This window comes from Tenuifilum thalassicum (genome assembly GCF_013265555.1).
Lineage (GTDB): Bacteria > Bacteroidota > Bacteroidia > Bacteroidales > Tenuifilaceae > Tenuifilum > Tenuifilum thalassicum.
Window position 1 is genome coordinate 1,623,226 of the sequence record NZ_CP041345.1, and the last position, 22,376, is coordinate 1,645,601.

Genomic DNA, 22,376 nt, shown 5'->3' on the forward strand with positions numbered 1-22,376 from the left:
AGTTGCATAAAAAAAGGGTGTCTTTATCCATTTGACACCCTTAGGTTTAAATCATATTTGCTTTACTACTTTCCTTTTTTCTTTCTTTTATCGTTCTCTTCATTAATAAAATCGGTGATGTTATGAGCAATTTTTAAAATCTTGATTACCTTTCTATTCTCGTCATAAATAGGGGAGTATGTCTCAATGAAAGTGAAGGTTTTACCACCGATTGAAACTTTAGACGTTTCCTTCTTGATAATACCATTTCTTAGATCTTGCCAGAAACGCTGGTAATTACTTTTTTGCTCCTCGGTCATTTGCAGGTTATCCGCATGATGAGTACCAATGATATCCTTTTCATTTTGCCCTGTTAAGGCTAGGTATGCTTCATTTACATTTATAACATTTCCGTTAATATCATACTCAATAACATAGCTCGAAGAGTGCAACGCATTAATTAGGCTTTGCATCTCGGCCGATTTTCTTGCAGATTCTTCCTGGGTTGCCTGAAGTTCCTCCATGTTCTGTCTCATTTCCTCTTCTTGGGCAGCAAGCTCTTCAGATTTTAATTTGGATTCTTCGAGGAGTTTTGCGGTTTTAATATTGATTTTCACACTCGAGATGGTAGCTGCAATATTTTCGCCAATCTTTGTTATAAAGTTTATCTTGTAATCCTCAATAGGCTCAAATGAAGCCATTTCAATTACACCAAAAACAACATCATTAACCTTCATGGGAACAAGCAAAAGGGTAGAGGGTTCTTGTTCGCCTAAACCAGAAGCTATTTTAAAGTATCCTTTAGGAACCTCGGTCATGTAAATAGTTTCAGCTTCTTGTACACATCGTCCCACTAAACCTTCCCCAATATTTATCTTCTTTTCCTCGTATTTCCTTCGTTCATAGGCGTAGGTTGCCATCAGCTCAATAAATTTATCCTGTGGGTCATCATCGTTAATTAGAAATATAGCCCCGATGGTCGCATCAACGTACTTTGTAAGATTGTATATAATGTCATACGAGAAATCTGCTAAATCATCGTTATTCCTACGTAAAATCTCTGCAAACTTAGCAACACCTTCATTAAACCATCTGTTTTTACTTTCTTCCAACTTTCGCTCTTCATCAATCTTTTTAGCATGTTCTAAACTTTTACGCATTTCTAGCAGTGCTTCGCCAAGCACATCATTATCGCTTAACTTTTGATATGAAGCATTAAGATTCCCTTTGCCAATCTCTTTAGCAAAATGAGCGGTTTTATCAAGACTATCAATAAGAATGTTTATTGAATTGCCAATATCTTCAATCTCATCACCAGAATTTATTGATAATTTTTTGGTAGGGTCGATTTTACCAAGGGAAAGATCGCTAAGAACGTTAGTAGCCTTAACCAATGGTCTAGTTATGCTAAAGGCTATAAACCAAATAATTAATGCTAGAATCAGTAAGCCCAGAAGCATAACCATTCTGGATATTCGCGTTAAATAAACTATTTGGCCTTCAATAACATCTTCAGGAACGTAAATTCCAAGATGCCATTTTTCTGGAGCATTTGATATTTTAAAGGAACTGAAACTTACATAATAATTGTTATTTTCAATAATTACATTTGTAGAAAACTCATTATCCTTTTTGAGCTCAGAAAGTATTAATTTTCCATTCTGGAGAACTGAATCGGCAAAAATACCAACCACAGATGAATCGGGATGAGCTACAATTGTTCCATTTTCAGAAATTAAGACAGCAAAACTATTATTATAAGGTTTTATTTCGTTTACCAATTTTTGATAATAAGTTAATTCAATATCAAAGCCAAAAAGAGCCGAAAAAAGGCTATCTTTAACAAGAGGTACACATATACTTGTTTCTAAAACTTTTTTATTACTACCAGTGTAAGTAAACCAGTAGGGATCAACAAGTGCTTCACGCTTTTGTGTTTTAAGTATGTAGTAAAGGCTTTTAGTATTATCACCATCAAGATTTAGATCTTCTTCCAGCTTTTTAAGTTCACCATTTTCCCATAGGTAGGTTAATCTAACTCTACCGTATGGATTTTCCCAATTTGGATCTATTGCTTTGTACTCCCAACTCGCCCATACCGATAAGATATCAGGATTCTCTAATGCAATACCATATAGGTGATTAAGTGTATTACTTTTAATTTGTTCAGGTGTGTATTCTGAATAGTTATAAAAACCATGAGCTAGAGCTTTTGCCATGTTGAACTTACCATCAAGGGTAACCCTAATTTCATTGGCATATTTTTCGGTTGTTGCTTTTATATAATTATGAATATTGTTACGGGTAAATTCGTCAACACTGTTAGTCAAAAACGAAATGCTTGCCCAGAATATTATTATTGTTACGCTAATTATTGCAAGCAAAAGTTTTAGCCTGAGGCGCATTCTTATTTTCATATACACAAAGTATTTCAATTAAGACATAAAAACTATTAATCGTGTGAATATACTACATTACGCATAAACAAACAAACAATATTTCGAAATTAAAACAGAAGTTTAATTCTTTAAATTTATTACATTTGTCAATTGTTAACCATTTAAAAATAGATGTAAATGAAGTTACTTGAAGGAAAAACTGGATTGGTTACTGGTGCTGCCCGTGGTATTGGCCGTGCCATAGCCCTAGCGTTTGCTCGCGAAGGAGCAAATGTAGCTTTTACCGACATTGCATACGATGAGAATATGAAATCGCTTGAAGAGGAGCTTAGCTCTTTAGGAGTGAAGGCTAAGGGATATGCTTCTGACGCTGGCGATTTTGAGAATTCACAAAAAATAGTTGATGAGATAGCTAAGGATTTTGGTCGAATTGATATTCTAGTTAACAATGCTGGTATTACACGCGATACCCTTCTGATGCGTATGACCGAAGAGCAGTGGGATTTGGTTATTAAGGTTAACCTAAAATCAGTGTTTAACCTTACTAAGGCTGTACAAAAATACATGCTAAAGCAAAAGAGTGGCTCCATTATCAACATGAGCTCTGTTGTTGGCGTATCTGGGAATGCTGGTCAAGCTAACTATGCAGCATCAAAAGCAGGAATTATTGGATTTACTAAATCTGTAGCTCGTGAACTTGGTTCAAGAAATATCCGTTGCAATGCCATTGCACCTGGTTTCATTATTACCGAAATGACACACAAACTTCCTGACGAAGTGCGTGAAGACTGGATAAAGAAGATTCCACTTCATCGTGGCGGTACCCCCGAAGATGTTGCTAATGTTTGCGTTTTCCTTGGCTCAGACCTCTCTTCATATGTTAGCGGCCAGGTAATAAACGTTTGTGGTGCCATGAACACCTAATTATAATATAACATAAGGGGCTATTAATCAGTAAGTTGATAGCCCCTTTTTTTACCTCTCTATTAAACTTTTCAGATTAAATGAGATACTATAATCTAATACTTTTCTTGGCCCTTCTAACGTCTTGTATTCCATACAAGAAAATAAGTATTGAGTACTATGATAAGCCTTCGATTAATTTAAACCCTAATAGTAGGAATATAACAATTCTTACAAACTTCCATTTACGCGATACATCATCAAAACTTGGAAAATTAGATTGGTATCTCGATAGCGTTTCATCGGTAGAAGCAACAATGGCATTAAGCGATTTGCTTGAGAGGTCACCTGTCTTTGAGAATAATTCTTTTAACTCTCAATCAATTATCCGTACCGACACAAATAAAGTGATTCTGCCTCTCAAATGGAGCATACTTGATAGTATTTGCCAAAAAGAGGAAAGTTCACTTGTTATTTCGCTTGAATATTTAAAAGTACGTCCCACTTTCGAAACATATCCAGTATGGAGAACCGATTACAAGGAATATTACGGCTTCCTTGATGTAACTCTATATGCCTACTGGAGGATATACGATGTTAGTTCCAGAAAAATAGCATTGGGTAAGCTTTTTACCGACACCCTTTCATGGGAGCAGTACGACTGGATTGAGGTTACACCAGGAAACCAGCTTCCTGGCGTATTTGAAGCATGCGCTTACGCCGGAGCCTATACTGGAGAAAAATTTTCTGAACAGCTTGCCCCACAATGGAAACAAGGAGAGCGAGTCGTATTTGTCCCTTTTGGAAATGCACTAATGGATAAGGCATACTCTTTTGCAGTCAAAGGTCAATGGATTGAAGCAGCATCAATTTGGCAAAAGCTCTCATCAAGTTCCAACCAAAAACTGGCAGCTCAAGCATCCTTTAACATGGCCTTGGCAAGCGAAATGAACGGAAAGTTCGAATTGGCAATTACTTGGTTAAATGAAGCCAAAAAGAAACATCCAAGCATTTCACATATAAACAGTTACATGAAATTACTTAAAGAAAGAGTAGAAAACAATAAATAGAATCATTTCAATTCTTAAAAAGCGATACTAAGTTATTTTTTATTGCATCACTTTAATATCTCTATTCAGGGTCTTTGAACTTTAACAACTAATTAATATTTTTGCGAAACAAAATGCCTCTTTAGCTCAGCTGGTTAGAGCGGCGGTTTCGTAAACCGCAGGTCGCGGGTTCAAATCCCGTGAGAGGCTCAAGGGGGTAGGTAATCCTATCCCTTTTTTAATATGGTATTGGCATGAAGGCTGCAATCATAACAATCGGAGACGAACTCCTTATTGGACAGGTAGTAGATACCAATTCTGCATGGCTGGCAGAAAAACTCACAGAATTAGGATTCACCATTACAACCATTGTAACTATTCCAGATGAAGCAACTGCGATTAAAGCGGCAATTAGCTCATTAATAGATAAAAACGGCTTTATAATTACGACTGGAGGACTAGGACCTACTAGTGATGATATAACTAAACAAACCCTTACCGATTTATACGGGGGAGAGCTTGTGCTTCATGAAGAATCGTTACGCAATATTGAACATCTTTTCAGCAAAAGGGGCATACCAGTTACTGAAACCAATAAAAAACAAGCTTTAGTGCCATCATCATGTTTACCTTTAGTTAACCGGTATGGCACTGCTCCAGGAATGCTTTTTGAAACAAAGGATCATATTTTGGTTACGCTTCCAGGCGTACCATTCGAAATGAAAGGAATTTTTAATGATGAACTTCTTCCATTTCTAAATAAAAGGTTACAGCATCAGAAACTTTCTAGGGTTACCATAAATACTTTCGGCATTCCCGAGTCATTCCTTTCTGATAAACTAGCTGATTTTGAAAAAGAACTTAAAGCCAACGATGTTAAAATAGCCTATCTACCCAGTCCATCGGGTATAAGAATTAGGCTTACCTCAAAAAGCAAAGACAAGTTGACTTTCTTTGCTGAAGAGCTTCAAAAGAGACTTGGAGAGCACGTTTTCGGCTTAAATGACGATACTCTCCCTAAAATTGTTTCTGAAAGACTCAGAAAAGAAAAAAAGGTGTTAGCCGTAGCCGAAAGTTGTACTGGTGGATACCTATCACATCTTATAACCAAGATTCCAGGTAGTTCCGATATTTTTAACGGTGGCATTGTTGCTTATTCTAACGAGATAAAACATCGGGTGCTTGGTGTACCCGTTTCTATTATGGAAAACCATGGTGCCGTTAGCAAAGAAACCGTTAACGCTATGCTCGATGGGGTTTTTAAGGTTTATAACTCCGACATAGCTGTTGCTATTTCTGGCATTGCAGGCCCAACAGGTGCAACCCCAGGGAAACCTCTTGGAACCACATGGATTGGCGTAGCCTCTAAAACTAAACGAGTGGTTAAACTGTACACATTTGGTAATTTAAGAGAGATAAATATTCAAAGGGCATCATATACTGCTCTATTTGAAGTTCTTAAGTTACTTTGATGTATTTATCAAACAATATAGAAGATGATATTTATATCTCTATAAATCAGTTATATAAAGATTTGACATTTTGCGGTATCAATAAATTCAATACAAAATAAGTTAATATTTATGATTTTTTTTTCTAAAATATTTGATTAATTCACAAATAATGACGTAATTTGCGCTCTGTTTTGAAAATAATAAAAACGGTAAAATATACAGCGATGTCAAGAGTTTGTCAACTAACTGGGAAAAAAGTAATGGTAGGAAACAACGTTTCCCACTCTAAGAGAAGAACAAAACGTAGATTCCTACCAAATCTAAAAACCAAAAGGTTTTATCTTGAAAGTGAAGACCGTTGGATTACATTAAGGGTAAGCGCAGCTGCTATGAGAACTATAGACAAGCTAGGATTAGAAAATGCCCTTAAAAAATTCGAAAAAAAAGGTCAAATCTAACTTTAAATTTTTTAAGAGATGGCAAAGAAAGGTAATAGAGTACAAGTGATATTAGAGTGTACTGAGCACAAGGAGAGTGGTATGCCAGGAACATCTAGGTATATTACCACCAAAAATAAAAAGAATACCCCTGATAGGTTAGAGCGTCGCAAATATAATCCTATTCTTAAAAGGGTAACACTACATCGTGAAATCAAATAACACTGTAGGATATGGCTAAGAAAACAGTTGCTTCACTTCAGAAAGGCACAAAAGACCGCGTTAAATGCATAAAGATGGTTAAATCACCTAAAACAGGTGCTTACATCTTTAAAGAAGAAATGATGGATAAATCTCAATCAGCAGAATTCTTCAAGCAAAAATAGTTATTCTCATATATGTTGATGCAGTAAAAGCTTTTCGTTTTATCGGAAAGCTTTTATTGTTATATTAGCAAAAAAAATAGGAAACTAAATGGGAGTTATTAATTTATTCGGCTCTGGTAAAGAATCCTCAAATGATAATTCACTTGATCAAGGATTGGCTAAAACTAAGGAGAATCTTTTTAAGCGAATATCTAGAGCAGTAGCAGGAAAAACAAAAGTCGACGATGATGTTTTAGACGATTTGGAAGAGAGCCTAATTTCTGCTGATGTTGGTGTTGAAACCACACTCAGGATAATTGAAAGGATTCAAAAACGCGCTAAAGAGGAGAAATACCTTAACACATCGGAGCTTAATAATATTCTGAAGTCCGAAATATTATCGATGCTTGCTGAGAACACAGCACCTGAATCTAAAGATCCCGTGCAAGCTACAAAGCCTTATGTTATAATGGTTGTAGGTGTAAATGGTGTTGGAAAAACGACAACCATTGGAAAGCTGGCATACATGTTCAAGAATCAGGGTAAAAAGGTTTTACTTGGTGCAGCTGACACTTTTCGTGCAGCCGCTGTCGATCAGCTAACCATTTGGGCCGAAAGGGTAGATGTACCTATTGTTAAACAGCAAATGGGAGCCGATCCGGCATCCGTTGCATTTGATACCCTAAAATCTGCAGTATCTAACGATATCGATGTTGTAATTATTGATACTGCTGGCCGTTTGCACAACAAGGTAAACCTAATGAACGAGCTTTCTAAAATTCGTAGGGTAATGCAAAAGTTACTTCCCGATGCGCCACACGAGGTTCTGCTTGTTCTGGATGGTTCAACTGGCCAGAATGCATTTATGCAGGCCAAGGAGTTTACCTCAGCAACCGATGTTACTGCAATGGCCCTAACCAAACTCGATGGAACTGCTAAGGGTGGGGTTGTGCTAGGAATTTCAGACCAGTTCAAGATTCCTGTTAAATACATTGGTGTGGGAGAGAAAATGACCGATTTAAAAATTTTTGATAGAACAGAATTTGTTGAGTCCCTCTTCCGTAACGTTTAGCCATTAAATGAAGAAAAAGATTAATATTGTCACCTTAGGGTGTTCCAAAAATATTGTGGATTCCGAGCTGCTTATGCACCAGCTTTCGCTTGGAAATTGGGAGGTCGTTCACGATTCTAACGATACATCTGCTAAAGTAGTTGTTATTAACACATGTGGTTTTATTGGCGATGCCAAAGAGGAGTCGGTTAACACCATACTCGATTTTGTAAACGCCAAGAAAAATGGCTTTGTAGACAAGGTGTATGTAATGGGATGCCTTTCACAGCGATATAAAAAAGACCTAATGAATGAAATTCCTGAGGTTGATGGTTTTTATGGTGTATCGGATTTACCTCAAATTTTAAAGGAGCTAAATACGGAGCATAACCATAGGGCGCTAGTTGAACGCAAGCTTACAACACCTAGCCATTATGCCTACCTTAAAATTTCGGAAGGTTGTAACTGGGGCTGCTCATATTGTGCCATTCCTCTAATAAGAGGCAAGCATATATCAAGAACCATAGAATCGCTGGTTGAAGAGGCAACAATACTGGCCCAAAAAGGTGTTAAGGAGCTAATTGTTATTGCACAGGATACCACCTACTATGGGCTAGACATTTATGGGGAACGCAAAATATCGGAACTTCTTAATAAGCTAAGTAGAATTGATGGAATTGAGTGGATTAGGCTGCACTACGCCTACCCATTTGGTTTTCCTGATGAACTCATAGAAGAAATTCGTTCAAATCCCAAAATATGTAAGTATCTTGATATTCCTTTGCAGCATATAAATTCTGAAGTTCTAAGGATGATGCGGCGGGGAGTTGACCGTACCGAAACTGTAAGGTTGATAAATAAAATTAGGAACCGTATTCCCGATATTGCTATTCGAACTACTTTCCTTATAGGGCATCCAGGTGAAACCCCGGAAGCCTTTAATGAGCTAATCGACTTTATTAAAGCATTCCGATTTGATCGTGTAGGAGTGTTTGAGTATTCCGAAGAGGAGGATACCTATGCCGCAATAAATTACACCGATTCGATTCCGGCTGAAGAGAAACAACGACGCGCCGAGCAGCTAATGGCTGTTCAACAAGAAATTTCATTCGATTTAAATAAAGAAAAAATTGGTAAACAGTTTAGAGTTATTGTCGACAGGCTTGAAGGTGATTATTTCATCTGTAGAACAGAATACGATTCTCCAGAAGTAGACCAAGAAGTTCTGGTAAATGCCTCAAATATTCCAAGCTCAGGAATAGCTCCTGGAGACTTCAAGGAGGTCATAATCACTGATGCATTGGAATACGATCTTTATGGCGAATTTATTTAAGCTACTTAGCAAATATAAAAAAGCCGTTAAATAAATTAACGGCTTATATTGTTTATAATAAGCACTTTAAACCAATTCTTTTAAAGCATTAAGCGCAGCATCATAGTTTGGTTCTTGAGTAATTTCCGGAACATATTCAACGTACCGAACTACATCGTCTTTATCAATAATCACGACTCCACGAGCAAGCAAGCGCAATTCTTTTATCAAAAAACCATAATTGGTTCCAAATTCTACATCCCTATGGTCGGAAAGTGTAACAAGATTGTTAATTCCTTCAGCTCCGCAAAAGCGCTTAAGAGCAAAGGGCAAATCGTTTGAAATGGCTATAAAAGCAACTTTATCTCCATAACTCGATGCTGCATCGTTAAATTTATGATTTTGAACTGAGCATACGCTGGTGTCAATAGATGGGAAAACTGAAATTAGCTTAACCTTACCCTTAAAGTCGCTTAGTTTCACGGGTTTTAGCGAATTGTCAATTGCATTAAAATCAGGAGCTTTGTCTCCTTCATTAACTTGCTCATTAACAAGAGTAACTGGGTTGCCACCGAAAGTTATTGTTTTCATCTTTAATTATTTTTTTTGTGTTTATATAGTAACAACTATAACAAGAAAATGTTTTTTCTAAATTAAAAAAATCAAGCATATTTTATGCATATAACTTAAACTCAAAAAATTTAACTTGAAAAAAAGAGGCTGTTTCGGTTTTGAATCAGCCTCTCTTATATTCAATAAAGAAATACAACGCTATTCACCGTCCTGGTTTGCAAGTTCTTGCTCAGCATTAACTGTTTTAATCGTAATTTCATCATTTTTCTTGCTATAACCTACCTGAAAAGTACTTCCCGGTTTGGCATCGCTCTTAATAAGAACTTCAGCAAGAGGATCTTCTAAATATTTCTGAATAGCTCTCTTAAGAGGTCTTGCGCCATATTGAACATCATAGCCCTTTTCTGTAATGTAGTCCTTAGCTGCAGGCGATATCTTCACGGAATATCCCAGTGCAGTAATACGCTCAAATAAACCTTTAAGTTCAATGTCAATTATCTTATGAATATCGCTCTTTGTCAACGAGTTAAACATTACAACATCGTCAATTCTATTTAAAAATTCAGGAGCAAATGCCTTTTTAAGCGCTTTCTGGATTATGCTCTTCTCATAATCGGATTGTGATTCTGTTTTTGCTTTTGTGGCAAAGCCAACCCCTTTGCTGAAATCTTTCAATTCACGTGTTCCGATATTCGAAGTCATAATAATAATGGTATTCTTAAAGTCAACTTTTCTACCTAAACTATCGGTAAGTTGCCCTTCATCTAAAACTTGTAATAGTAGATGGAAAACATCGGGATGAGCCTTTTCAACCTCATCGAGCAGGACAACTGAGTAGGGTTTACGTCGAACCTTTTCGGTAAGTTGTCCACCTTCCTCATATCCAACGTAACCTGGAGGAGCTCCAACAAGGCGAGAAACAGAGAACTTCTCCATGTACTCACTCATGTCGATTCTGATGAGGTTATCGGTAGTATCAAAAAGGTATTTTGCTAGAACTTTAGCAAGTTGTGTTTTACCTACACCAGTTGGACCAAGGAAGATGAATGAGCCAATAGGCCGGTTGGGATCCTTTAGACCTGCTCTATTTCGTTGAATTGCTTTAACAATCTTCTCTATTGCAACATCCTGACCAATTACGGAGCGTTTAAGCTCATCGGCCATTTTTAGCAGTCGAGCACCTTCTGCCTGGGCTATTCTTTGAACAGGAACACCTGTCATCATTGCTACCACTTCGGCCACTTTTTCGGCATCCACCGTCTCACGGTGTTTAGCCAGCTCTTTTTCCCAACGCTCCTGCTCCGATTCTAGCTGCTCAATGAGTTTTTTCTCATTATCACGAAACTTGGCTGCTAGCTCAAACATTTGGTTTTTAACCGCTTTTATTTTCTCTTTTTTGGTATCCTCAATTAGTTTCTCAAGCTTAACAATGTTTTCAGGGACTTTGATATTAGAAATATGAACCCTTGATCCTGCCTCATCCATAGCATCAATAGCCTTATCGGGCAGATGCCTATCGGAAATGTAACGCATGGTTAGCTTTACACACGCCTCAATGGCATCATCGGTGTAGGTTACATTATGATGGTCCTCATACCTCTCTTTAATGTTGTTAAGAATTTCAATGGTTTCTTCAGGCGAAGTAGGTTCAACCATTACCTTTTGGAACCTACGTTCTAGCGCACCATCCTTTTCAATATGCTCCCTATACTCGTCAAGGGTTGTAGCTCCAATGCATTGCAGCTCCCCCCTTGCTAGGGCTGGTTTAAGCATGTTTGCAGCATCTAAGGAACCAGTTGCACCACCTGCGCCAACAATGGTGTGTATCTCATCAATAAATAGAATGATATTTGGATTTCGGGTTAGCTCATTTAGGATTGCCTTCATCCTTTCTTCAAACTGCCCGCGGTATTTTGTACCTGCAACAATTGAGGCTAAATCTAAAGCCACTACACGCTTATTGAAGAGTACTCTAGATACTTTCTTTTTAACAATACGCAAGGCAAGTCCTTCTGCTATAGCAGACTTTCCAACGCCAGGCTCCCCAATAAGCACTGGATTATTCTTTTTACGTCTACTAAGTATTTGTGCTATTCGTTCAATTTCACGATCACGACCTATTATAGGGTCAAGCCGTCCTTCCTCAGCTGCCCTAGTTAAATCTATCCCAAAATTATCAAGTACTGGGGTGTCGGATGATTTTGAAGACGCTTGACCTGGTCTGCCCATTCCTCCAAAAAATCCACTATCGCCTTCATCCTCTTCTCCGCCACTAGGGAATTCACCCTTATCATCAGAGTTTTCAACCGTTAAACGCTTTCGTACGGTGTCGTACTTTATATCGAGTTCTTCTAGAAGCTGTGTAATGTAACTCGACTCATCTTTAAGAATTGCAAGTAAGAGGTGAGCAGTATTAATTGTATCGCTTTTTAAAGAACGTGCTTCTAAGACAACAATTTTTAAAACTCTTTCGGTACTTTTAAATATCGTAATGTCATCAGACTCAGAAATTGCCTCACCATCGGCAAGTTGGAGCAAATGATTATCTATTGATTTCTTGATATCACTTAAATCAATTCCCTCTGAAAGCAGAATGTTAATTGCTTCTCCTTCACCATCCCGTAGTATTCCTAAAAAGAGGTGGTCGGGGGTTAAAATGCTATTCCCTAGTCTTACAGCCTCCTCACGGCTATAAGACAACACATCTTTAATTTTTTTCGAAAACTTTTGTTCCATAATATTATCTCTATAAACAGTACTAAAGTAATAGACAATAACGTAAATTCAATGGATTTGTTAATAAATTTAGTATTTTTTTAATAAAATGCTAACAACGATAAAAATTCCTTCAAATTTAAGGCTAAAATAGTTATCTTAGCACGTTAAATTTTAAATCGAAATTTTTTTATAAGGTATTGTTTATGGCTGAAGGAGAAAAGATTATACCTATTAATATTGAGGAGGAGATGAAATCATCGTACATTGATTATTCAATGTCGGTGATAGTTTCGCGAGCATTGCCAGATGTGAGAGATGGGTTAAAACCAGTGCATCGAAGAGTACTTTATGGCATGGCCGATTTGGGTCTAAATGCTGGTAAACCTTTTAAAAAGTCGGCTCGTATCGTTGGTGAGGTTTTAGGAAAATACCATCCTCATGGCGACTCATCAGTTTACGATGCTATGGTAAGGATGGCTCAGGATTGGTCAATGCGCTATCCTCTTGTAGATGGGCAAGGAAACTTTGGTTCCGTTGATGGTGACAGTCCTGCTGCAATGCGATATACCGAGGCTAGGCTTACAAAAATTGCCGAGGAAACTCTATCGGACATCGATAAAGATACTGTAGATTTTAAGCTAAATTTTGACGATACGATTGAAGAGCCTACGGTTCTTCCAACTAGAATTCCCCTATTGCTTGTTAATGGTTCATCGGGTATTGCTGTTGGTATGGCTACCAATATGCCACCCCATAACCTGAATGAAATTGTTGATGCAATCTGCGCTACTGTCGACAATCCAGAAATAACAGTTGATGAGCTATTGAACTATGTTAAGGGACCTGATTTTCCAACTGGTGGCATTATTTATGGATATCAAGGAGTTAGGGATGCTTATCAAACAGGTAAGGGTAGGGTAGTAATTAGGTCTAAAACCGAAATTGAGCAAACCGATTCCGGCAGATCAAAAATAATAGTTACCGAAATCCCCTACATGGTTAATAAGGCCGAAATGATTAGAAAAATAGCCGACCTTATTAACGAAAAAAAGATAGAAGGTATTAGTTACATTAACGATGAATCCGACAGGAATGGTACTAGGGTAGTAATAATTCTTAAAAAGGAAGCAGTTGCTAATGTTGTACTAAATAACCTTTTCAAACACTCACAGCTACAATCAACTTTTGCTATAAACAACATCGCACTAGTTGATGGACGACCCAAACAGTTAAATCTGAAAGATTTAATTGTACAGTTTATTAAACATCGCCATGAAATTGTTCTCAGAAGGACCAGGTATGAGCTAAACGAAGCTCAAAAACGCGCTCACATCCTCGAAGGCTTACTAATTGCAATTGATAATATTGATGAGGTAATAAGCCTGATTAGAGCTGCTGAATCGCCAAACCAGGCAAAAGAAAAGCTAATTGAACGCTTTGGGTTAACGGATGTGCAAGCCCAAGCAATTATTGATATGCGATTAAGGAGCTTAACTGGCCTAGAAAGAGATAAGGTTAAGCAGGAATACGAAGAACTTCAAAAATTAATCTCTTATCTAACACAAGTCCTTGAAGATGAATCGCTTCAAAAGAAAATCATCAAGGATGAGATGATTGAGATTAAAGAAAAGTACGGCGACAATAGAAAAACTGAAATAGTACCTGATGCCGAAGAGTTTAACCCTGAAGATTTTTATGCAGACGAAGAAGTAGTAATCACTATTTCTCACATGGGTTACATAAAGCGTACTCCGCTCTATGAGTATAGGCAACAGGGCAGGGGAGGTACAGGCTCTAAAGGTAGCACTACCCGCGATGAAGATTTTATTGAGCATATCTACATTGCTTCCATGCATAACACCATGCTTTTCTTTACCGAAAAAGGTAAGTGCTACTGGTTGAAAGTCTATGAGATACCAGAGGGTACAAGGGCATCCAAAGGAAGAGCAATACAAAACCTTATTAACATTGAAAATGATGATGCTATACGTGCCTATATAAATGTAAAAACATTAAATGACCCGGAATACATTGAAAACAATTATATAGTACTTTGCACTCGAAATGGGATAATAAAAAAGACATCCCTAAAAGCTTACAGCCGGCCACGCCAAAGCGGGGTAATGGCTATTACCATTAAGGAAGGTGACCAGCTCATAGAAGCTTGCCTGACCAATGGCCATAACCATATTATTCTTGCTGCGCATGAAGGCAAAGCAATAAGATTCCCAGAAAACAAGGTAAGAGCAATTGGAAGGACAGGAAGTGGCGTTCGTGGAATGAGCCTTTCAGAAGGCGATTTCATCGTTGGCATGGTTTGTGTTGAAGAAAAAGAAGAAACAGAAATATTAGTTGTTTCGGAGAATGGTTATGGTAAACGCTCCAAACTTGAAGATTATCGCATAACTAATAGGGGAGGAAAAGGGGTAAAAACGATAACAGTAACACCCAAAACTGGAAAACTAATTAGCATAAAAGCAGTAGACGATAATCATGATTTAATGATAATAACTAAAAACGGATTGGCTATTCGTTTAAGAGTCAAAGAATTAAGGGTGCTAGGACGAACAGCTCAGGGTGTTAAACTAATCAATCTTCGAAAAAATGATTCCATAGCAGCAATCGCAAATGTTGAGGCTGCTGAGGAATACGAAGAAACTGAAATTGATTCCGTAAATGAACAAACAATAGATGAATAACCATAAACAAATCAATTTATGAAACGAATATCAATTATTTTTTCAATTCTGGTTGCCGCTGTAACAGTTACAGCCCAAACCTCCAAAGAAATAAATTTCGATCAGCTAAAGGCTAAAGTCGAAAAAGGGAAAATGGAAACCCAGCATCCTAAAAAGGGAGTTAAACCTAAAACCTGGATTAAATTAGGTGAACTTTACATGGATGTATATGATGCTCAGATTCTAAGAGCATATGTTGGTATGGACCCCAACACCTTTATGCTTGTAGTAGGTAATCCGTTAAAAAAAGAGCAAATTGAGGAAGATGGAGCAGTAATTGATAAATATATTTTTGATCGTGTTACATTTTATTTCAATCAAGGAAAACTTGAACGCTGGGAGGTAACTAAACCAGTAGTAGAAAAACCACTCGATCTAGCATATGAAAGCTTTATTAAAGCTAAAGAACTTGATGCTAAAAATAAGAGTGATAAAAAGATTGCTGAAGATCTTACAAAACTAAAAGGTCTATATGTTAACGAGGGTTCAAATGCATATACTTTGAAAAAGTATAAAGAAGCTTTTGAATTCTTCAAAAAGGTTATTGAGATTGGTCAAAACCCTCTGTTAAACCACAAGGATACTGCTATTTATTACTATGCTGGACTATCTGCACAGCTTGGTAATCTCTTGGAAGAATGTATTCCATTTTACCAAAAAGCAATTGAATTAGAATTCACATCTGAAGGATCGGCTTACTATAATATTTATGACGCCTATAAAAACCTAGGTAAAGCTGATGAAGGTCTTAAGTATCTAGAACAAGGCTTTTTGAAATTCCCTAAAAATACCAACATTCTTTTTGCTCTTATTAGTCATTATATCGATAAGCAAGAAGATCCTGCAAAAATTATAACCTATATTGATAAGGCTATTGAAAATGAGCCTAATAACACATCATTGCATTTTGCTAAAGGTACTTTATACGATAGACTAGAAGATTTTGACAATGCAGTTGCATGCTATACAAAGGCAATAGAGCTTGATCCTAACTTTTTTGATGCATATTACAACCTTGGAGCCTTGTATTTCAATAGGGGAGTTAAATACATTGAAGAAGCCAATAAGGTGCCTGCAAAAGAGCTAGAAAAGTATGATGCATTAATGGATAAAGCGAATGCAGAATTTAAAAAGGCAATTCCTTACATGGAAGGCGCTTACAAAGCTAATCCTCAAAGTAAAGAAGCTCTAGAGGCCCTTAAAAATATTTACTTCCGTTTCCGCAACGAAAACCCTGAGATGAAAACAAAATATGAGGAGTGCGTTAATAAGTTGAAAGAACTACAGTAATCAACTAAATAATAGTTAAAGCCCCAAAATGGGGCTTTAATGTAAATCGCTATATTTAACATAATATTAATTATACGACATTTATTTTATTGCTTTTGGGGTCCAGTTCTTAAGGAAGTTCAGTACCTTTTTTGAATCATAACCATTCCTAGATTCAAGTAATCCTGTATCCTGTGTATGAATTCTTTTTCCATTTGAATCTAAAATGACAATCACCGGAAAACCAAATCGTTGAGGGTTTTGGAGTCGCTTTAAAACATCAAGGTTTTTATTTTCCTTGCTATAGTTTACTTTAACAACTACATAATTCTCATGTAAAATAGTTTTGATTGTTGAATCAGCATTTATGAAATTGTGAAGTTTAACACACCATGGACACCAATTACCTCCAATTTGAATTAAGACATTCTTTCCTTCTCTTTTTGCAATGTTAATAGCATTTTGAATATCCTGAGCAGCATTTGCCTTGGGGTCATATATCTTGACCTGAGCAAGAGTAACTGCTGTAATTACAGAAAAAAGTACTAATAAACTTAATCTCTTCATAATTAAAAAGTTTTTGTTATTGAACCTCAATAATAAATATTTTTGGGTATTTCTTGTTAAAAAAATCTTCTAAAAAAATCTTGCAATAAGGTTTTGAATAACAATTTTTGAATTATTATTGCGGAAAATTAGTAGAGAAAGGATTATGGATAAAAAACGAGCTGCTATTAGTTTGAACAAGCTAACGCCAGACCTACTTAAGAAGTTTAGGGAGGCATATCCTTATGGGTATCAGGAATCAGTTTTTAAGGTTACAAAGCCCAACGGCGATTTCTTTCATGCAGTTACTTTAGAAACCGAAGATGCTATATACCTGGTTAAAGTACCTGTAAAGATTGACACCAAAATTAAGGATGAAGATGAAGATAAAGATCTGTTTGGTGGCGATAGTGATGATACCATTGGTAGTGATGGAGATGATTTCCCAGAAGATATCGCAGTAGATGACGATACGGATAGTTTTGATGATTAAAAAGAATTATCTTTCTGTTCTTTAGGGACGACTTCAAGCTGAGGTCGTCCTTTTCTATACCCTACAACCCTACATTTTATATTCTCTCCTATTGCTACCGCGTTATCAATTTTAACTCCACATTTCATCCCAAACTTATCGTAAACAACAGCAATGCTTTTGTTATACCCCTCGTCAAAATTTAAACCGTTTTCTACTCCTTTAACTATAAAGTCGTAAGTCTTTCCTAGTTGATAGTAAGGATGTACTGGGTCAACCTTTAAAAAACCGTTATCACTATAACCTCTGAAAATTGCCCTAACTACTTCATTTTTAACAAGGTTATAGTGTTTATAGTGCTTGACTTTGAGTAAGCTAAAACACTCCGTTTCGGTTTGTAAAACATAATACTCCTCGCCTTGTATCAACATGGTACCAACAAGGGTCATTTCAACCATCTTGGAATCAGCTGCTATATGTTTGCATTGATGTTTTGAGGCTGGAAATGAGAGAATTGGTAAACCTTTTTTAATATTTACAACTGTGAAAACAGAAGAAGCAGTAAGCCTTGAGTCAAAAGATTTGCTAGGTACTAGCAAGGTCAGATTATTAGAAAAAACATCCCTAACAACTACATTTGTAATTCCTTTTATAGGAGTTGATTGCTCCTCTACTATTTCAAAATTATAAGATTTTCCGATTTCGTAAAAAGGATGTTCTGGTTCTAAAAATATTTGCCCGGTACAGTTTATTTTATCAACCCTACACCTAATTTGAGCCCCAACAACTATATTGTATTTAACATAATATTCTGCTGGAAGGAGTAGTCTTTTACCACTTTCATGAACTAAAAGGTAGGAATTGCTATTTGGCAGCTGAATAAATTTTTCTACTGTGAAATTGTACCACTCCCCTTCCTTGAACATCGATTAACTGATTTGTAATGAATAACTTAAAAGTGCTAAATTTGTATTATAAATTTAAAAAATTAGATAATAACCAATCTTAAATATTCTGCTATAAATTACCACTCCAATCTACCTTATTAGCAACAACTTGTTGCTATTTGTGACTTCTCCAATAACGGTTGATTGTAAATAGCCAAACTTTTTAAGCGCTTCTAGAGCATCGTTAACATGTTCAGGATTAACACCCATTAGTATTCCTCCCGATGTTTGGGCATCACACATAAGCATTTTAGTGTTGTAGTCAACTCCATCCTGAGCTTCCAGTACATTCTCAATGAACTCAAGGTTACGAAAAGCTGCACCTGGAATACACCCTTCGTCGGTTAGCTGGTAAGCTTCTGGTAGGAAAGAGATGCAGGTTGTATCAATGGATACCCCTACTCCACTAGCTTTTAACATCTTGGCCAGATGGCCTAAAAGGCCAAATCCTGTAACATCGGTGGCACCCGTTACACCAAATTGCTGCATAACAAGTGCGGCTTTATCGTTAAGCACCTTCATGTTATCAAGAGCGGCTCGATACGCCGATTCCGATACCATGCCAATTCTTTGGCCAGCTACTATAACGCCTGTTCCTATGGGCTTTGTCAGTATTAGCTTTTGGCCTGGCTTCAATCCTGCATTGGTAATTACCCTATCGGGTTTTATCCTCCCAATAACAGCCAATCCAAACTTAGGCGGGTAATCATCAATGGTATGTCCACCAATAATTATGGCATTTGCTTTCTGCGCCACATCTGCAGCACCTTCAAGTATTTGCTTGTAGGCATCTAAAGGTATTTGCGAAGAGGGGAACATGGCTAGATTTAATGCAAGAAAAGGTTCACCCCCCATGGCGTATACATCACTAAATGAGTTAGTTGCAGCAATTTGTCCGAATTCAAACGGATCGCTACAAATGGGAGGAAAAAAGTCGGTAGTGAAGATCAGCGCCAACTCATCATTTATCCTATAAACGCCTGCATCGTCGTGGGTATCAATGTCTACTAAAACATTGGCATCTGTAATTCTGGGCAGGTTTAATAATACTGAATCAAGTATTGCTGCAGGAATCTTTGCAGAGCAACCACCATACTCCACGGTTGATAACAAGTCAAATTTTTCGCTCATAACCCTCTTTTAACAATGTTAAAATTAATTTCATTGCGCTGTAATTCAGCAACTATTTCATCTTTATCGGAACTAATAATTTCAATACACATTCCACATTCCGAGCTGTACTGTTTGGGTACTGGTATGATCTGGTATGGCTTGTAAATCTTAACTATTAGCCGCTCAGCAAGCATCACCTTATGGATACTTTCAAAAAGAATTAACAGCTTATCCTCCCTGCTCATAGTCAATCTCATTTAAAGCCTTGTAAATATAGCTCAAATCGTTAGGACTATGGTACTTGGAGAGTGAAAACCTGACCGTACCCTGGGGCATTGTCCCCAAGGTTTGATGTGCAAGAGGAGAACAGTGCAACCCGCTTCTGGTTTCAATCTTGTATTTCCTAAATAATATATCTGCTAAGTCGGACGAACTTAGGTTATTAGAGGTAATGGAGAAAACAAACCCCTGGTTCTCAAAACTTTTCGATCGGTAAACTTTTATCGTGTTAAGCCTTTCGATATCAGAAAGTAACCCTTTGAAATCATTTCGAGTAAATCCAAAATCAACATTAGCCTTAAGCGCACCATTAAGACCGTAAATTCCCAATATATTTGGCGTACCCGGCTCATATCTATCAGGAAGATGTTCGGGCATTAAAAAACTATCAGAACGGGACCCCGTACCTCCAAACATTAGGGGGCTAACCAATTCTGTATTACGAATAAACAGGCAGCCAACCCCTGTTGGCCCCATAAGCCCTTTATGGGCGGTTAACGCCATAAAATCTACATTCCACTTATCGGCTTCCAGCTCAAAGTAGCCAGCAGACTGGCTAGCATCAACCAGCAAGGGAAGATTTCCAATCACCTGTTTCACCTTGCATATGGGCTGTATAACGCCGTTAACATTGCTAATATGGTTAATGATGCATAAGTCATATCTATTCAAATCCAACTGGCCTAGCTCTTCTAATGATATTTGGCCATCGGATTTATGAGGAATTACATCGAATTTGAGTCCTATTTTTTCTCTTAAATGCTCTATGGGACGGGTCACAGCATTATGCTCGAGGGGTGAGATTAAAACCCTTTTAAACTTATACCTAAACCCCTGAAGCACAATATTAATCGCATGGGTTGAATTATGTGTAAATAAAACGTTCTCCGATAAACTCGTTCCCATTAGCTGCGAAAGCAAAAAACGGGTCTCCTCTACCGTTCTAGAGACGTTTATAACCCGGTCGTATGCCCCTCTACCATATGTTCCTCCCTTTTCAAGATACAACCTTGTATATTCAGCCACCTCCGGTGGCTTTGGAAAACTTGTAGCCGCGTTATCGAAATATAGGTTAAGCATTATGGTTTTACAACTTTAACTCCCGAAGTTAGCTTTTCAGCAATATAAAGCATATTTGAAATTTCACCCACCTCTATCTCTTCCTTAATACCGTAAAAATCGACACATGTACCGCAAAGAGTTATTTTTACCCCCATGTTTTTAAGCTTTAATAACGACTTAGCAGTGTCGGTTCCTTTTTTAGCCAGGAGCACCCCGCTATTATAGCAAATTATTTCTGACGGTAACTCCTCGATGTCAGGTAGTGTATTCAAGAAGCCTTTCATTAGGATTCGTCCAAGATCTTCGTTCCCAGAACCAATAAAATCTGAGGTTATTTGAACTATGTAGCTAACAGTTTTTGGATTAGAAATTTCACAGTACTCCTCTGCCTCCTTTTTAGGTGAAAAATCAGCACCAGGAGTAATAATTGTGAGCGTGTAAACGCCATCGGCTTCAGAGGTTTTGAACTCAATGTTATTATCGGTTAAAAAGCGTGTAACATTCTGACACGAAGTAGCATTATCAATTATCACCTTTAAAATTTCACCCTTAACCACCTCTTTTAGAGCTCTTTTTGTGAGTATAAGCGGTTGGGGACACAATAAACCTTTACAATCAACAATTCTTTCCATAATACTTTAACTTAATGCTATATGTTTTTATTAATCAACGACTTATTTATTCGTTTTATAATTCCTGGACCCTCATAAATAAATCCAGAATAAACTTGAATCAGAGATGCGCCAGCTCTGATCATTCTCTCTGCATCTTGAGGCGTGTAAATTCCACCAACGCCAATAATTGGCTTTTGCCCATTAGTTTTACCATGAATAAATTTTACCACCTGAATTGCTCGATCAGCTAATGGCTTACCACTCAGGCCTCCTGCACCAATTTTTTCAACCTTTTGCTTTAACTCTTTAAGATTACTTCGGGATGTTGTAGTATTTGTTGCAATATATCCATCAATTCCCTGTTTTTCAGCCACATCAATTGTTTTAGATAGTTGGTCGTTAGTAAGATCAGGCGAAACCTTCAAAAGTATAGGCTTAACGGTATTAAATTTTTTTCGTTCAAGCATTATTGCTTCCAAAATTAGCGACAAGCTATCATCGTCCTGCAGATCTCTAAGGTTCTTGACATTCGGACAGCTAACGTTTACAACTATGTAATCGACAACAGGATATAGCTGTTTAAAAGCATAAATATAATCGTTAACAGCATTTTCATTGGGTGTGGAGGTATTTTTACCAATATTTCCTCCGATTATTATTGATTGTTCCCTTCTGTTTGTAACCTTTAATTTAACATAATCAACTCCTTTATTATTAAATCCCATGCGGTTGATAAGAGCCTCATCGGGAATAAGACGAAATAAACGGGGTTTAGGATTTCCTGGTTGTGGTTTAGGTGTTACCGTCCCAACCTCAATGAAAGAAAAGCCAAAGACAGCAAGGTTATGGTAAAAATCTGCATTTTTATCGAAACCAGCAGCTAAACCAACTGGGTTTTTAAATTTTAAACCAAAAACCTCCCTATATAATGAAGGGTGGGATACGTTGTAGAATCTTTTCACCAATTGCCTTATACCTGGAATAGAAAAAGCTATACGAAGACAATTAACTACAAAATGGTGAGCTTGTTCAGGATTAAGCAAAAAAAACAATGGACGAATTAAGTTCTTGTACAACATTTTTTTTGCAAAAGTAA

At 37.1% G+C, this 22,376-nt stretch carries 21 protein-coding genes and 1 tRNA gene; 12 read left to right on the forward strand and 10 right to left on the reverse strand.

All coding sequences use genetic code 11. From position 1 onward, the window contains the following. Positions 1 to 65: 65 nt before the first annotated feature. On the reverse strand, positions 66 to 2,396 hold the full coding sequence (locus tag FHG85_RS06755) for a PAS domain S-box protein (protein WP_173074262.1): 2,331 nt from the start codon (positions 2,394 to 2,396) through the stop codon (positions 66 to 68). Positions 2,397 to 2,555: 159 nt separating this feature from the next. Here FHG85_RS06755 and fabG point away from each other — a divergent pair, with 159 nt between their 5' ends. From fabG to rimO, 9 genes are all read left to right on the forward strand, one after another. Beyond that, positions 2,556 to 3,302: a 3-oxoacyl-[acyl-carrier-protein] reductase gene (fabG, locus tag FHG85_RS06760; protein WP_173074264.1), complete on the forward strand. Its 747-nt coding sequence runs from the start codon at positions 2,556 to 2,558 to the stop codon at positions 3,300 to 3,302. An 80-nt stretch (positions 3,303 to 3,382) separates the two neighbouring features. Continuing rightward, the gene (locus tag FHG85_RS06765) at positions 3,383 to 4,351 is read left to right on the forward strand and encodes a DUF6340 family protein (protein ID WP_173074266.1); all 969 of its coding nucleotides are present in this window, start codon (positions 3,383 to 3,385) and stop codon (positions 4,349 to 4,351) included. 115 nt (positions 4,352 to 4,466) lie between these two features. Next, positions 4,467 to 4,540, forward strand: a tRNA-Thr gene (locus FHG85_RS06770). Between the two features lie 44 nt (positions 4,541 to 4,584). Next, positions 4,585 to 5,802, forward strand: a complete 1,218-nt coding sequence (locus FHG85_RS06775; protein ID WP_173074268.1) for a competence/damage-inducible protein A — start codon at positions 4,585 to 4,587, stop codon at positions 5,800 to 5,802. A 206-nt stretch (positions 5,803 to 6,008) separates the two neighbouring features. Next, a complete protein-coding gene (gene rpmB, locus FHG85_RS06780; protein WP_173074270.1) occupies positions 6,009 to 6,242 on the forward strand; it encodes a 50S ribosomal protein L28 in 234 nt (77 codons plus the stop codon). 18 nt (positions 6,243 to 6,260) lie between these two features. After that, entirely contained in the window at positions 6,261 to 6,443 is a 183-nt protein-coding gene (rpmG, locus tag FHG85_RS06785) for a 50S ribosomal protein L33 (RefSeq protein ID WP_173074272.1), read from the forward strand. Between the two features lie 11 nt (positions 6,444 to 6,454). Further along, entirely contained in the window at positions 6,455 to 6,607 is a 153-nt protein-coding gene (locus FHG85_RS06790; protein WP_173074274.1) for a DUF4295 domain-containing protein, read from the forward strand. 88 nt (positions 6,608 to 6,695) lie between these two features. Continuing rightward, positions 6,696 to 7,658 carry a signal recognition particle-docking protein FtsY gene (gene ftsY / locus FHG85_RS06795; RefSeq protein WP_173074276.1) on the forward strand — a complete coding sequence of 321 codons (963 nt, stop codon included), beginning with the start codon at positions 6,696 to 6,698 and terminating at the stop codon, positions 7,656 to 7,658. Positions 7,659 to 7,665: 7 nt separating this feature from the next. Then, the gene (rimO, locus tag FHG85_RS06800) at positions 7,666 to 8,970 is read left to right on the forward strand and encodes a 30S ribosomal protein S12 methylthiotransferase RimO (protein ID WP_173074278.1); all 1,305 of its coding nucleotides are present in this window, start codon (positions 7,666 to 7,668) and stop codon (positions 8,968 to 8,970) included. Between the two features lie 66 nt (positions 8,971 to 9,036). On the opposite strand, the gene tpx is transcribed toward rimO, so the two are convergent. Together tpx and FHG85_RS06810 are read right to left on the reverse strand one after the other, a co-directional pair. Next, positions 9,037 to 9,540 (reverse strand): thiol peroxidase, encoded by a 504-nt coding sequence (gene tpx, locus FHG85_RS06805; RefSeq protein ID WP_173074280.1) that lies wholly within the window; start codon positions 9,538 to 9,540, stop codon positions 9,037 to 9,039. A gap of 180 nt (positions 9,541 to 9,720) precedes the next feature. After that, on the reverse strand, positions 9,721 to 12,258 hold the full coding sequence (locus FHG85_RS06810) for an ATP-dependent Clp protease ATP-binding subunit (protein WP_173074282.1): 2,538 nt from the start codon (positions 12,256 to 12,258) through the stop codon (positions 9,721 to 9,723). A 185-nt stretch (positions 12,259 to 12,443) separates the two neighbouring features. Here FHG85_RS06810 and gyrA point away from each other — a divergent pair, with 185 nt between their 5' ends. Both gyrA and FHG85_RS06820 read left to right on the forward strand, forming a co-directional pair. After that, positions 12,444 to 14,939 (forward strand): DNA gyrase subunit A, encoded by a 2,496-nt coding sequence (gyrA, locus tag FHG85_RS06815; RefSeq protein WP_173074284.1) that lies wholly within the window; start codon positions 12,444 to 12,446, stop codon positions 14,937 to 14,939. An 18-nt stretch (positions 14,940 to 14,957) separates the two neighbouring features. Continuing rightward, complete coding sequence (locus FHG85_RS06820) at positions 14,958 to 16,268, forward strand: tetratricopeptide repeat protein (RefSeq protein WP_173074287.1); 1,311 nt, start codon at positions 14,958 to 14,960, stop codon at positions 16,266 to 16,268. A gap of 81 nt (positions 16,269 to 16,349) precedes the next feature. Here the strand turns inward: FHG85_RS06820 and FHG85_RS06825 are convergent, their stop codons facing one another. Next, entirely contained in the window at positions 16,350 to 16,814 is a 465-nt protein-coding gene (locus FHG85_RS06825) for a thioredoxin family protein (RefSeq protein ID WP_173074289.1), read from the reverse strand. A 145-nt stretch (positions 16,815 to 16,959) separates the two neighbouring features. Here FHG85_RS06825 and FHG85_RS06830 point away from each other — a divergent pair, with 145 nt between their 5' ends. Beyond that, positions 16,960 to 17,286 carry a hypothetical protein gene (locus tag FHG85_RS06830; RefSeq protein WP_173074291.1) on the forward strand — a complete coding sequence of 109 codons (327 nt, stop codon included), beginning with the start codon at positions 16,960 to 16,962 and terminating at the stop codon, positions 17,284 to 17,286. Here FHG85_RS06830 and FHG85_RS06835 read toward each other — a convergent pair. The 6 genes from FHG85_RS06835 to FHG85_RS06860 all read right to left on the reverse strand — a co-directional run bounded on the left by FHG85_RS06835 (position 17,283) and on the right by FHG85_RS06860 (position 22,359). Then, complete coding sequence (locus FHG85_RS06835; RefSeq protein WP_173074293.1) at positions 17,283 to 18,191, reverse strand: hypothetical protein; 909 nt, start codon at positions 18,189 to 18,191, stop codon at positions 17,283 to 17,285. The two genes, FHG85_RS06830 and FHG85_RS06835, sit on opposite strands and share 4 nt — an antisense overlap. Before the next feature lie 111 nt (positions 18,192 to 18,302). After that, complete coding sequence (gene selD / locus FHG85_RS06840; RefSeq protein WP_173074295.1) at positions 18,303 to 19,343, reverse strand: selenide, water dikinase SelD; 1,041 nt, start codon at positions 19,341 to 19,343, stop codon at positions 18,303 to 18,305. Beyond that, positions 19,340 to 19,570, reverse strand: coding sequence for a DUF3343 domain-containing protein (locus tag FHG85_RS06845; RefSeq protein ID WP_173074297.1), 231 nt, complete (start codon positions 19,568 to 19,570; stop codon positions 19,340 to 19,342). The genes selD and FHG85_RS06845 overlap by 4 nt, the downstream gene beginning before the upstream one ends. Continuing rightward, positions 19,554 to 20,684, reverse strand: coding sequence for an aminotransferase class V-fold PLP-dependent enzyme (locus tag FHG85_RS06850; protein ID WP_173074299.1), 1,131 nt, complete (start codon positions 20,682 to 20,684; stop codon positions 19,554 to 19,556). The genes FHG85_RS06845 and FHG85_RS06850 overlap by 17 nt, the downstream gene beginning before the upstream one ends. Next, positions 20,684 to 21,298, reverse strand: a complete 615-nt coding sequence (yedF, locus tag FHG85_RS06855) for a sulfurtransferase-like selenium metabolism protein YedF (RefSeq protein WP_173074301.1) — start codon at positions 21,296 to 21,298, stop codon at positions 20,684 to 20,686. The genes FHG85_RS06850 and yedF overlap by 1 nt, the downstream gene beginning before the upstream one ends. A 17-nt stretch (positions 21,299 to 21,315) precedes the next feature. Beyond that, a complete protein-coding gene (locus FHG85_RS06860) occupies positions 21,316 to 22,359 on the reverse strand; it encodes a quinone-dependent dihydroorotate dehydrogenase (protein ID WP_246249176.1) in 1,044 nt (347 codons plus the stop codon). Between the last annotated feature and the right edge of the window lie 17 nt (positions 22,360 to 22,376).